The sequence below is a fragment of the Vibrio sp. 10N.286.49.B3 genome (assembly GCF_002873395.1).
In the GTDB taxonomy this organism is placed as follows: domain Bacteria; phylum Pseudomonadota; class Gammaproteobacteria; order Enterobacterales; family Vibrionaceae; genus Vibrio.
Genome location: NZ_MCUV01000024.1, coordinates 45,728 through 57,691 on the forward strand (window position 1 = coordinate 45,728; position 11,964 = coordinate 57,691).

11 protein-coding genes are annotated in these 11,964 nt (G+C 39.5%); 3 read left to right on the top strand and 8 right to left on the bottom strand.

Annotated elements, in window-relative coordinates:
* Nucleotides 1-2: 2 nt before the first annotated feature.
* From BCU68_RS08830 to glgX, 3 genes are all read right to left on the bottom strand, one after another.
* Complete coding sequence (locus BCU68_RS08830; protein ID WP_102564407.1) at nt 3-215, bottom strand: DUF1656 domain-containing protein; 213 nt, start codon at nt 213-215, stop codon at nt 3-5.
* 284 nt (nt 216-499) lie between these two features.
* The gene (locus BCU68_RS08835) at nt 500-1,063 is read right to left on the bottom strand and encodes a murein L,D-transpeptidase catalytic domain family protein (RefSeq protein WP_241901333.1); all 564 of its coding nucleotides are present in this window, start codon (nt 1,061-1,063) and stop codon (nt 500-502) included.
* Nucleotides 1,064-1,690: 627 nt separating this feature from the next.
* Nucleotides 1,691-3,673 carry a glycogen debranching protein GlgX gene (gene glgX / locus BCU68_RS08840; protein WP_102564409.1) on the bottom strand — a complete coding sequence of 661 codons (1,983 nt, stop codon included), beginning with the start codon at nt 3,671-3,673 and terminating at the stop codon, nt 1,691-1,693.
* A gap of 446 nt (nt 3,674-4,119) precedes the next feature.
* Here glgX and lamB point away from each other — a divergent pair, with 446 nt between their 5' ends.
* The 3 genes from lamB (at nt 4,120) to BCU68_RS08855 (ending at nt 7,721) form a co-directional block, all read left to right on the top strand.
* On the top strand, nt 4,120-5,316 hold the full coding sequence (lamB, locus tag BCU68_RS08845) for a maltoporin LamB (RefSeq protein WP_102564410.1): 1,197 nt from the start codon (nt 4,120-4,122) through the stop codon (nt 5,314-5,316).
* A gap of 90 nt (nt 5,317-5,406) precedes the next feature.
* Nucleotides 5,407-6,297, top strand: a complete 891-nt coding sequence (locus BCU68_RS08850; protein ID WP_241901323.1) for a MalM family protein — start codon at nt 5,407-5,409, stop codon at nt 6,295-6,297.
* 191 nt (nt 6,298-6,488) lie between these two features.
* Nucleotides 6,489-7,721, top strand: coding sequence for a tetratricopeptide repeat protein (locus BCU68_RS08855; RefSeq protein ID WP_102564412.1), 1,233 nt, complete (start codon nt 6,489-6,491; stop codon nt 7,719-7,721).
* Nucleotides 7,722-7,787: 66 nt separating this feature from the next.
* On the opposite strand, the gene sstT is transcribed toward BCU68_RS08855, so the two are convergent.
* The 5 genes from sstT to BCU68_RS08880 form a co-directional block, all read right to left on the bottom strand.
* Nucleotides 7,788-8,993 carry a serine/threonine transporter SstT gene (gene sstT / locus BCU68_RS08860; protein ID WP_102564413.1) on the bottom strand — a complete coding sequence of 402 codons (1,206 nt, stop codon included), beginning with the start codon at nt 8,991-8,993 and terminating at the stop codon, nt 7,788-7,790.
* A gap of 351 nt (nt 8,994-9,344) precedes the next feature.
* Nucleotides 9,345-9,791 carry a copper chaperone PCu(A)C gene (locus BCU68_RS08865; RefSeq protein WP_102564414.1) on the bottom strand — a complete coding sequence of 149 codons (447 nt, stop codon included), beginning with the start codon at nt 9,789-9,791 and terminating at the stop codon, nt 9,345-9,347.
* Complete coding sequence (locus BCU68_RS08870; protein WP_102564415.1) at nt 9,792-10,391, bottom strand: SCO family protein; 600 nt, start codon at nt 10,389-10,391, stop codon at nt 9,792-9,794.
* A complete protein-coding gene (locus BCU68_RS08875) occupies nt 10,388-10,834 on the bottom strand; it encodes a hypothetical protein (RefSeq protein ID WP_102564416.1) in 447 nt (148 codons plus the stop codon). Before BCU68_RS08875 ends, BCU68_RS08870 begins: the two co-directional genes overlap by 4 nt.
* A 186-nt stretch (nt 10,835-11,020) precedes the next feature.
* Nucleotides 11,021-11,941, bottom strand: a complete 921-nt coding sequence (locus tag BCU68_RS08880) for a DUF368 domain-containing protein (RefSeq protein ID WP_102564417.1) — start codon at nt 11,939-11,941, stop codon at nt 11,021-11,023.
* Nucleotides 11,942-11,964 lie beyond the last annotated feature (23 nt).

Sequence of the window (11,964 nt, forward strand, 5' to 3'; positions counted from 1 at the left end):
CTCTAAATTATAGCGATAAAGTGGCTAATCAAGCCGGTAAAAATAATGACCATGCTTAACTCTACAATTGCTGGTTGTGCAATGTATTTGTAAATGCCAGTTTTGGTCGCAATGATGCTTATTACACTAGTCAGTAGGTAAGCGATAACAATAACTAGTAGCAGTGGAGGAAGATAAACTTCACCAAGTACTAGTTCGTGGGGCATAAGATTCATAGGTTACTTACCTGCTTAATTAGAGTAAGCAGGAACTATAAAGTCAAAAATGAGTAAAGCTGAATCACTTATGTAGGATGCAACCCATCATCGGGTCTTATTATCAGCGCTATTACCAACAAGTCTTGTCACGTTTTCGGGAATAGTATTAGCAGGGGTGATGATGAAAGCTTTGTGGGGTAAGAGACCGAATAAATCACTGGGGGATAAATGCAGTTAGTTGCGTTGGGTTGTATAAAAGCCAGCTCATTAATAATGAAGCTGGCTTTATTTTTAGCTGTATATTAAGCGCTTGCGTAAATAACGCTACCACCCTTAATGAGATCAATGATCTCTTTTGATACATTTTCAGGTAAAGCAGGGCAACCCCAACTACGTCCTAAATAACCATTTTGCTTGATAAAGGATTCATTCGCATATTTAGCACCATGAACAACAATGTAGCGCTGACGAGCATTATCATTAAGGCCACTGGTTAAACCATCAAGTTTTAGAGAGTAGCCATTAGAGCCAAAGTAGGTAGTATCGGTTAAGAAAGTTCCTAATGATGTTTTGCGAGAGTCAACTGTATTTGAAAACTTCACCGCTTGTTTGCCACCACTATTTACACCATGAGAAACGAACGTGTTATAGATTAACTTCTTCTTTTCTAAGTCAATAACATAGAAGCGCTTTTCTGTTGATGGCTTACTGTAATCAATAATGGTTAACAGTGGCTTTTTTCTACCATCGGTTTTATCGAAGGCGATATAAGCTTCTTTAAATAGCTGAAAATCAATCACACCATCGAGCTTTGCTGCTTGGTACTGCTTTTCAATGTTCTTATCTGTTGCTGGTAGAGTAGCCATCGCTACTGATATTGATGAGATAAAACACACCAAAAATAAAATAATCTTTTTCATTAATACAACTTTATCAATATTAAATAGGGCTTGTAGGTATATTGATTTAAATTCAATACCTTATAAGACTTTGCTAAATATATCTATTGCACATAATCTCGCCATGTAAAAAAATTACATAGTAAGTAAAGTGCCAAGTTTACTTTTAATAAGTAATTGAAAGTAAAGCAAATAGATTTATTATTAAACTCGTCACTGGTTAAGAATTGATCATATCGTATAAAAAAACACATTTCAACTTAGGTTATTATCGATTGATTACTTATTCTATTTTGTAATATTTGAATTAAATACTTGTTTTTATAGGGCAGTTGCTTGTTTTTAAATAATTAGGAAACAGTAAATATATTCAGTCAATGAAAAAAAATTACGATAAAAAAAGAGAGAACTACGTGAAAAATAAAGGATAAATATTGAACAGGAAAATAAATGCGCCATTAATTGAAGAAAATGTAACAAAGTGAGATTTAGATCGTATTTATCATCATTATGCGTAGTTTTTTCATAAAAGAAGAAGCTCAGAGCCAACCTAATGAGGAAGCATCTGAGCTTTCGGGTTGCAGTTGTATCCAGCTAGTTGCAGAGGGTTAATTGAGTCCCTTTTGATTTAAAGTGGAAAATAGCCATTGAAGATGGAGATAGCATAAATTCGCCTTCAGCGTGGCCTAACGGGACTTTACTCAAGTGAGTATCACAAATCATCTTCCACTCTTGGTTCTTATCACGAGGTAGCTTAAATCGAGCAGGAGCTTGAGTTTGATTGATAAGGTAGATTAATTCATCACCGTGAGTGTTGATACCAAGATGAAGTGCAACAGAACTTAGACGGTTCCAATCATCATGTTCCATTAATGTGCCATCGATACGTCGCCAGAAGATACGGTTATTATTACGCTTTTTACCACTAAAGGCTTTAATAAAGGGCACCATGTAAAATTGGCGTGCTGTGATCATTTCTGCCAACCAAGTTTGGAAAGAGCGCTTTGCATCAGTAGGTTGCCAGTTTAGCCAGCTTAACCCGTTATCTTGGCAGTAAGCATTATTATTACCGTGCTGACTGTGCGATAGAACATCAGCAGTTAAAATATGTGGGATACCAAATGCAAATAGTAAGCTGGCCATAAAATTACGTTTTTGTTTTTCACGTCGAGCTAAGATTATTTTGTTGTCCGTCTCACCCTCAATACCGAAGTTATGCGATCGATTATCACCATGTCCGTCACGGTTATCTTCGCCATTGAGTTCGTTATGCTTATTTTTATAAGAGACTAAATCTTGCATCGTGAAACCATCATGGTAAGTGATGTAGTTGACGGTCAGTTTATAAGGCCAGTTCGCAGCACTATAAATGTCACGAGATCCCATTAAGCGGGTCGCAAACTCTTTTAGATACCCTTGATCGCCTCGCCAGAAGCTACGAGTTATATCTCGCAGTTTATCGTTACATTCATTCCAACCAAATGGGAACTGCCCAACTTGATAACCATTAGGTCCAATATCCCAAGGTTCGGCAATCAGTTTGGTCTCTTTTAAGATAGGATCTTGAGCAACGGCTTTAAAGAAAGCCGCTTGAGGATTGAAGCTATCACCTTGACGACCAAGCGTTGCTGCTAAGTCAAAACGAAAGCCATCAACTTTAAATTCACTGACCCAATAACGTAGTGTGTCCATAACGAGATTTAAGGCAGGCTGGTGGGTTAGATCAACAGTATTACCACACCCTGTGAAGTTAGCAAAATGACCATTGTGTTGTAAGTAAGTTTGCTGATCTAGTGCTTTAAGGTTAAAGACGGTATCGCCTTCTCCTCCTTCAGCTGTATGGTTATATACCACGTCTAAAATAACTTCAATACCATGACGATGAAGCTCTCTGATGGCTGTTTTTAGTTCGGTTACCGCATCTTTGCTGGCGTATCTTGGGTCGGGAGCCATGAAGAGGTAGGGATTATAGCCCCAATAGTTTACTTTACTCATATTGAGTAAGTGAGTTTCATGCATGCAGGCTGCAATAGGGAGTAGTTGTAAACTGGTAATATTCTGCTTTTTATAAAACTCAATCATGGTTGGAGAAATTAAACCAAGATACGTTCCCTTTATATTGTTGGGTAACTCTGGGTTCTGTTTTGTTAATCCTTTTACATGCGTTTCAAATAAAACCATTTCTTCGCGAGGAATGTGAGGATGATCAACATTCTGCCAATCAAAGGTATTATTAACAACAACACTTTTAGGCATGGAAAAACTTTTTTTAGCATTATATGGTGGCTGATAATAGAGTTCTTTATCAATAGCCTTAGCATAAGGATCAGAAAGAAGTAAGGGACCGTCAGCAGTTTTAGTAATAAATCCATACTTCTGACCTGCTTTTACATTAGGAATAAATATGTGTTTTACCCCTGCGTATTCTTCTTTTAAATCAAATATTTGAGATATTTCTTCGTCATCAAAAAGGGCAAGGCATAGCGATTCACAGTCAGGGCTGTAAATAGAAAAGTTACAACCTTCAGAATAAAGTGTTGCCCCTAATGGATGTGGTCGAGATTGTATTTTGTTCATTATATTAATTCTTTTACTTCTTTCAGAATCGAATAGAACTATTAGTTAAATCGTTTGTTTGCCTAACGTCAAGCATCTAATTTTCAAAAGTGTGATTGTAATAAAATTACATTTTAAGACACTATTCTGACGAATTTATGACGTGGTTATCATTTTGCAGTGCTTAATATCACGTGCCTATGTAAATCTCATCCCTAAATAGGTGATCTAACTCTTAAAAAGTCTTGAAACTAATTTTTCTACTCCCTTCTCATCCCCCCTAATTTTAATTTAGGTGGAGGACGTAAGCCTTCTCATCCTTACTTATGATTGATTCCGTTGAAACAAACTAGGGCCTAGCCCATAACATTATCTCTTTTAGGCTTGCTTGGTTTACTGCCTTTAGCCAGCAAGCCCAAAGAGAGACTAAAAAAATAAATAATAAATCGTCCTTAATGGAGTTAAGAATGAAGAAAATAAGTGTAATAGCTGCTGCTGTCGCTGCAACGTTGTCTGCTGGTGCATTCGCGAGTGTTGATTTTCACGGTTATGCTCGTGCTGGTGTTGGTCTAAGTGGTGAGAATGGTCAAAACTTAGGTGTTGATAAAAGCAAAGTAGGTCGTTTGGGTAATGAAAATGACTTGTATGCAGAAATTGGACTTGGTAAAGAGCTTTATGCTGAAGGTGATGTTAGTTTTTACCTTGATTCACTAGTTGCTTATGGTGCTGATGGTAACAACAACTGGGAAGGTCAATCACCAGCTCTACGCCAGATGAATGTACAAGCAAAGGGTTTAATCTCGGGTGATAAAGATGCTGTTCTATGGGCAGGTCAACGTTATTACCAGCGTAAAGATATCCACATTACCGATTTTTACTTCCTAGATACCTCTGGTGGTGCCGGTGCAGGTATTGAAAATCTGTCAGTTGGTGGCAGTAAGTTTTCTTTAGCTTTAATGCACGATGATGGTAGTGAGGATGGTACTAAAGTAAATGGTTACACATTAGATGCTCGTTTTGCTGGTATTGATTTGGGTGAAAAAACCAACTTAGAATTAGCACTTGCTTATGATTTTGCGAATGCTAGACAAGATCAAACGGTCAAAGCCGATGATGGTGTACTTTTTACTGCTGTTTTAGGTCACGGTCTATCAAATGGCTTTAACCAAACTGTATTCCAATATGGTACTAACTCATACGGTCACCAAATGGGAACTTATGGTGGCGGCGGTTGGTATGATCGTTCAGGTGATAATAACGATGCAGATGGCTTCCGTATTATCAACTGGGGTGTGACAGGCTTTGGTGATGCATGGGAAATGGGTCATACGGTAATGTTTGCATCTGCATCTGATACAAAAGATGGTGATATTACAGCATATAACGCAGTTATCCGTCCAATGTATAAGTGGAATGATAATATGCGTACTATCTTAGAGGCTGGCTACCATTCAGACGAATTTAAGGAAGCAGGTAAAACGACTGACAAAGCAGCATCTAAACTGACGCTTGCACAGGCATGGTCAGCTGGCTCTAGCTTCTGGGCTCGTCCAGAAATTCGTGTATATGGTTCATACTTCATGGATCATGAAAATGATGATGCATACGGTACTGGCAAAGATACTGAATTCAGTGTTGGTGTACAAATGGAAGCTTGGTGGTAAGCTAACCACTTAATTTTATAAGTCCATAAATTCAAAGCCGGCTTATTGTCGGCTTTTTTTGTTTAACACGGAGTGGTTATGAAGCGGGTATTGTTAAGTAGTGTATTAGGTTTATTACTTATAGGCTGTACAACAACGGAGAGTGTTGTTTTTAACCACGGTCATTCAGAACAGGTAGTTAGTCATTATTCAGATATCAACTGGGTATCTGTTGAGCCAACGAAGAAAATTAATTTTACCATTTCATCACAAAACCAGCAGTTTTTGATGCCTAATGGACAAAGTGCGATTGCGGCTTTTAACATAGGTACTGAAGGTAAAGAGTTAGCGCTTCGTATAACCAGTCATTTTAAAAAGACAGTGTTTTACCCTAATGCTTACCTTTTAAATGAACAAAATCAAGTAATTAAAGTTTTCACAAATGATGATTTTGAATACAAACACGCTTATGGGTTAGATGGAGACCGTTTAGAAATAAATGTTAAAATTCAACCGACTGATAAGCAAAGAGTCAAATTGCTTATTTTTACAACACCGGAGCTAGTTGCTGGAAAGTCAGAGGTGATTCACCCTATAAAGCTCGATGCCATGGCGCGTGGTAACTATCCACCAGATGTTCCTAACCCTATGATTCCTCACTCCAGTTATGGAGAATTAAGCCTTTATATCAAAGTAGATGATGCCGTTATACTTGATACTCCTGTTGAGTTAAGTAGTACGGATGTAGTTCAGCAAGAATTTCAAAAAGATTTGAAAGCCCAAGATTTAACAAAAATGGGTGCTGCCACTGAAACGATGACAATTAGCGGTACTCAAACACAACTCGATGAGAAACAAACTCAGTATTATCTAAATAGCATAAAAAGTGCAGTAGATGCAGGTTTGTTAGATAAAGCTCTCACATTACTCGATGAAGCGAAAGAGCTCGGTATTGAAGATGCTCAGAAAGTGTTTGTGAATGCCGTAAACGCTAAACAATAACTATCATACGTTTTTAAATCCAAAATTTACCCATAAAAACGCAGCCCCAGAGTTGCGTTTTTATCTTAATGGCACACCTCATTTCCTTCCTGTTACGCCTGGTAACAATCTTATCGTTTAATTCATGGTAAACTAATCACAACACTCAGAATGACTTCTTTTCCTTTCGTATATTAATCAAAAGAATAGATATGAATACATTAACTATCGGCATTGGTGCAGTAGGGTTCACTTTACTTTTATTATGTTTTTGGCTTATTTCACTTTCATTACGCAAGCAACGTCTCGAAGCTGAGCGTAAATCACGAGCAATTGCGTACCGTAAAGCCATCGAAAAAGCTCGCCAGCAAGAGAAGAAAGAGCGTTTATTTAAAGCAGAAACTGGTCACGTACCTACTATGTTGTATCTAGCGAAAGAAGCGGAACGTAGCAATATGAAAGAGGCACTCCATTGGTACAGTAAAGCGGCGCAAGACGACAATATTAACGGTATGTATGGTGTGGTAAGGATGAGTAACCTTGCTAAAGATGACATGATTCTAAAAGAACAGGCGAAATACTGGAAACTGGCTATTGCGGCCCTTGATGGTGATTTTAAAGCCAAGTTTGCAATGGGGCAGGCTTTAATTCGAGGTCGTGGTGTTGAACAAAATACAACCAAGGGCTATGCCGTCATTAATGAAGCCGCCGAACAAGGCTATATTGATGCCATGCTTTTTATGGGAGATTGGTGCCTAGACAGTGACAATGATCAACCTTCAGCAATACAAGCCACAACATGGTACGGCAGAGCAGCCAGTGAAAATGACGTGACTGGAATGATCAAGCTCGGCCTACATTACTATAAAGGGATAGGGATAAGCCAAAGCCACGTTAAGGCCAGTTACTGGTTGGAAAGAGCTTCAGAGCTAGGCAGTGCTGAGGCGATGTGTTACGCCGGAGACATTTGGCAAAGCGATCAAGAAGGGCGCAATTCATTGGCTTATATTTGGCTATTTCTATCGGCACACTTTGGTCATGATGCTGCCCATTACTTGAGAGATGAGGTTGGAGCATTAATTGGCGTTGATACGGTTGTTGGTTTACAGTCATTAGCAAAGCCGGTTATGAAGAAAATCAGCGATCAAACAGTAGTTAAACACTCCATTATTAAAGCTTTTAACAAATTATATAAACGAGAGACCTATTTCCCACCTGTCGATTTACCTGTTATTGATGATATTTTGCAAGACATAGAGTTGGTCAATCAGCAACAAGGTGCTAGCCATCACTTAGCTTTCAATAGTAGCGATGAACAGGTTAGCGTCAACTCCGAGCCTGAAAATAGTCAATCTTCATGGGGGAGTGCGCAACAGCCTAATTTTGACTTTGTGCAAAGTTTAGTTGAGCCTGCAGCCAGCTACTCACCAAACCATAAAAGGTAGTTGGCAGAAAAAGAGCGGTAAGATCTCAGATCTTACCGCTCTTTTTATATTAATTAAGAGAAGTGATTATTTTTGTGACTGACAAACCGCAGCAGTAAATACAACATCTGTTGAGCTGTTTAACGCCGTTTCAGCCGAATCTTGGATCACACCAATAATAAAGCCAACCGCAACAACCTGCATAGCGACGTCATTATCGATACCAAATAAGCCACATGCTAATGGAATAAGCAATAATGACCCACCAGCAACACCAGATGCACCACATGCAGAAACCGCTGCAACTAAGCTAAGTAGTAGTGCAGTGAAGAGATCAATTTCAATACCCATCGTGTTAACTGCAGCAAGTGTTAGTACTGTAATCGTAATCGCAGCCCCTGCCATATTGATCGTCGCACCAAGAGGGATAGAGACTGAATAGGTATCTTCATCTAACTCTAGCTTTTTACATAAGTTCATATTCACTGGAATGTTGGCAGCACTTGAACGAGTAAAGAAAGCCGTTACGCCACTTTCACGTAAACACTGAAGCACAAGTGGGTAAGGATTCTGCTTTGTTTTTACGTAAACAATAATAGGGTTTACCACAAGAGCAATAAACAGCATTGCACTGAGTAGAACAAACAGTAAGTGCAGGTAGCCAGCTAAAGCAGAGAAGCCTGTCGTTGCGAAAGTAGCAGAAACTAGACCAAAGATACCTAAAGGAGCTAGGCGAATAATAAAGCGAACAATCTGAGATACGCCTTGGCTAAGATCTTCAAATACCGATTTTGTGGTTGCAGAAGCGTGGTGGAGAGCTAAGCCTAAACCAACAGCCCAAGCTAGAATACCAATGTAGTTCGCGTTCACTAATGCGTTAACTGGGTTATCGACAAGTTTAAATAGCAGTGTATGTAAAACCTCGATGATCCCTTGAGGTGGTGTCGCACCTTCAGCACCTGCTACTAGTGTAAGCGTTACTGGGAATAGAAAGCTGAGCAATACCGCTGTTAACGCTGCCGAAAATGTGCCGATAAGATACAACACAATAATTGGGCGCATATGCGTATGCTGGTTAGGCTTTTGATTGGCAATAGAAGCGGCGACAAGGATAAAGACAAGGATAGGGGCAACGGCTTTTAGTGCACCAACAAAAAGCTCACCAAGTAGACCTGCACTTTGCGCATAGCTTGGTGATAATGTCGCTAATATGATCCCTAGAAATATCCCGGCGATGATTTGTAAGATGAGGTTGCCACTTGCAATGCGAGCGAGGAAATGTTTGTTTTGCATGTTAATCCCTAATGTTGTGATTATAAGATACCTAGAGGTATACGTATTATTAACAGCTACTATCCTAATAGCTGTGATGTTATTTCTTTGTGTATGAAATAAGCGCCTATATAGTAACTTGAAAGAATTTCGTGTCTATAAATAAATCGTAAATAGTTAATGTGTATGGCATTTATAGGGATTAATAGCGGGATATGTTTATTTTAATGGACTGGTTGCAAAATTTGTTCTGAGGTACTAAGGCTTTGGTAGGTACCATCGATGTAGGTAAAAAGTGGCAGGTTAATATAACGAGGTTGGCATCCATTAGCATCTGGATGCCTATTTTAGTTGCTTGCTGATTAGTGCTGATTAGTGCTGATGTTGCATACCATGCATGACTTTCTTCACTGGTACCTCAAGTGTTTGAGTTTCCCCATTGGCAAATAAGAGCGTCAACTGGGTGGTACTACCTTCGGTAAGGGGCGCTTGAAGATCAAATAACATAATATGCAATCCACCAGGTTGTAAGTGAAGCGTACTATTGGCAGGGATCAACATATCTTCGATTTGACGCATTTTCATAATATCCCCATCGTGAATCACATCATGTAACTCAACGGTACCTGCGATCGGTGTTTTAGCGCCAATCAATCGACGTTCTACATTACTTGAGTTACTTAGCTTGGCAAAAATAGCGCTGTTGATTGCCGTTGGTGGTGTTGCTCGAATATAAGGTGAACCGATGGTTATATTGCTGCTTGCTTGGCAAAATGAGCTCAGTGTAAGCGTCGTGATAAAAAGCGTTTTTAATAACATTTATTGCATTCCCTCAGCAGAAAGTATGGTTGATATTTCATGAATAATAGGTGAAGGGTTTAATGTGTGAGGGACTTTACTAATGAGCTCCCCATTGGGTTTAAGAAAGTAAAAATAGGAATTATGATCAACAGTATAGCCAAGCTGGGAGTCTGCTAATTCTTTATTTTGAAATATCACGCCATAACGCTTTGCCAACATTGATATCGTAGCAAGATCGCCTGATGCCCCTTCTATCATGGGATGAAAATATTGAGCATAGGTGTGTGTATCTGATGCACTATCGCGCGCAGGATCAATGGAGATGAATATGGGCCATAAATGCTGCTTATCTTCGTCACTAATTTGGTTTAAGGCGCCCGTTAACATCGCCAATGAAGTCGGGCAAACATCTGGGCAGCGAGTAAAGCCAAAATACACCACTCGTATTCTTGAATCATTGGTATCAAAAAGCGTTAGATCACTGTCTGTTTTTCCAGAGGATAAATTGATAGTCGCTTGCTGCTGAGTATCAGCTGGTGGATTGGGAGCCATATAACTTTGTAATACGAAGCCTAAGCCAAATGCTACAGCGAGAACTAAAATCCATCTTCTTTTCATCGTGCCATCCTTAATGCGGGAAATACGCTTTGATTACCGTCGGTTAACGTTCCTACCCAAGTCATTTCATCGAGTGTACACACAGGTAAAATGATATCGGCACCATAGCGACCATTGCCTTGAGAGTGCAATACATACTTTGCCGTCCCCATCGACATTTCTAAACCTTCAAGTTCGAGCTCCAAATGTGCTGCTGAATTATCATGCCACTGTACAGTAATGGTTGTCGGTATGAGAGGCTGTGACTTATCTTTATCAACACTCATTGTAACGCCTTGCTGAGTACACGGTTGAGTTGATAGGAAGCAATAGTCTTCAATGGAAAGAGAGTGGGTAGTGCTGGTGGCAGTCGTGACACTTTTCAACCCGCTAACTAGTGCTGGTGCGTAAAAGCCAGCAATACTAGCGAGCAGGATAGCTATTATTTTGATGGCAATATGCATGAGTGACCTATTGTGACGAATATGAGGTGAAAATGTTATCACGCATAACAATCAGGAGGGAAGTTTGGGAGAAGAAAAGTGTGCTATCGACTTCTTTTTAATAGCCGGGGATAGGTAAATGGTAGAGCTAGTATAAATCAATGGGCATGAGAGCCCATTGATAAAGGAGGCATAACTTACTAATATTTAGTGTGGTTTATGTTTTGAATATGCCTCTAAACCGAGTACAGCGATGATGGCAACCAACATCATGCCAATAGCTAGCAGCATTTGTGAGGGCTGAGATGTTATTGCTTCAAAGTTCCAAGGCAGAAGGTTTTGCTGCAAGAAAGGCACACTCTCACCTTGTGAGTTAGTACGCCAAGTTAACGTTTCTTTCCATGGCCAAATTTTAGGTAATGTCCCAATCATCAAACCGGTTAAAAAAGTTAAAGTGAAGTCACGGAATGATTTAAGTAGCCAAGATAATACATGTGAGAAGGTTAATAGACCAATAACGCAACCTGATAGAAAGAGCGCTAATGTTTCGATATGAAAGCCTTTTACAGCAGCAAGTATCGGAGCGTACATGCCAAGCAGTAGTAGAATAAAACTGCCAGAGATACCCGGTAAAATCATCGCACAAATGGCAATGGCACCAGCCAATAGCAAGTTTACGTTGGTTGGTTCTAAATGTAACGGGTTCAAAATAGTAATAAAGTAAGCGACACCACCGCCCAAGATCAAGAATGCTAAGCGAGAGAGGGTTCGTTGTTCTACTTGTTTCAGTATGTGGTAGACAGAAACTAAAATCAGACCGAAGAAAAACGACCATAAAGGAATCGGGTGGGTGACAAGCAACCATGAAATTAATTTAGCAAGCGTGGCAATACTTGTAAAAACACCACTAAAAAGTGCAATTAAAAAGAAACCATTAATGTGGAAAAAAGCGGCTTTAGTGCCTTTTTCTTTCCAGATGCCAAAGAGGCTTGGATTAATCCTACGGATGCTTTCTAAGAGAGTGTCGTAGATACCTGTGATGAAAGCGATAGTTCCGCCTGAAACGCCAGGTACAACATCAGCGGCACCCATTGCCATGCCTTTTAAAAAAGTACTGAAGTAATTCATTGATTTGTTTGATTAGAAAAAAG

Bases quoted from the DNA above. Each gene is read 5' to 3' on its own strand.
- BCU68_RS08830 (WP_102564407.1), bottom strand. From the start codon at position 215: ATGAATCTTATGCCCCACGAACTAGTACTTGGTGAAGTTTATCTTCCT.
- BCU68_RS08835 (WP_241901333.1), bottom strand. From the start codon at position 1,063: ATGGCTACTCTACCAGCAACAGATAAGAACATTGAAAAGCAGTACCAA.
- glgX (WP_102564409.1), bottom strand. From the start codon at position 3,673: ATGAACAAAATACAATCTCGACCACATCCATTAGGGGCAACACTTTAT.
- lamB (WP_102564410.1), top strand. From the start codon at position 4,120: ATGAAGAAAATAAGTGTAATAGCTGCTGCTGTCGCTGCAACGTTGTCT.
- BCU68_RS08855 (WP_102564412.1), top strand. From the start codon at position 6,489: ATGAATACATTAACTATCGGCATTGGTGCAGTAGGGTTCACTTTACTT.
- sstT (WP_102564413.1), bottom strand. From the start codon at position 8,993: ATGCAAAACAAACATTTCCTCGCTCGCATTGCAAGTGGCAACCTCATC.
- BCU68_RS08865 (WP_102564414.1), bottom strand. From the start codon at position 9,791: ATGTTATTAAAAACGCTTTTTATCACGACGCTTACACTGAGCTCATTT.
- BCU68_RS08870 (WP_102564415.1), bottom strand. From the start codon at position 10,391: ATGAAAAGAAGATGGATTTTAGTTCTCGCTGTAGCATTTGGCTTAGGC.
- BCU68_RS08875 (WP_102564416.1), bottom strand. From the start codon at position 10,834: ATGCATATTGCCATCAAAATAATAGCTATCCTGCTCGCTAGTATTGCT.
- BCU68_RS08880 (WP_102564417.1), bottom strand. From the start codon at position 11,941: ATGAATTACTTCAGTACTTTTTTAAAAGGCATGGCAATGGGTGCCGCT.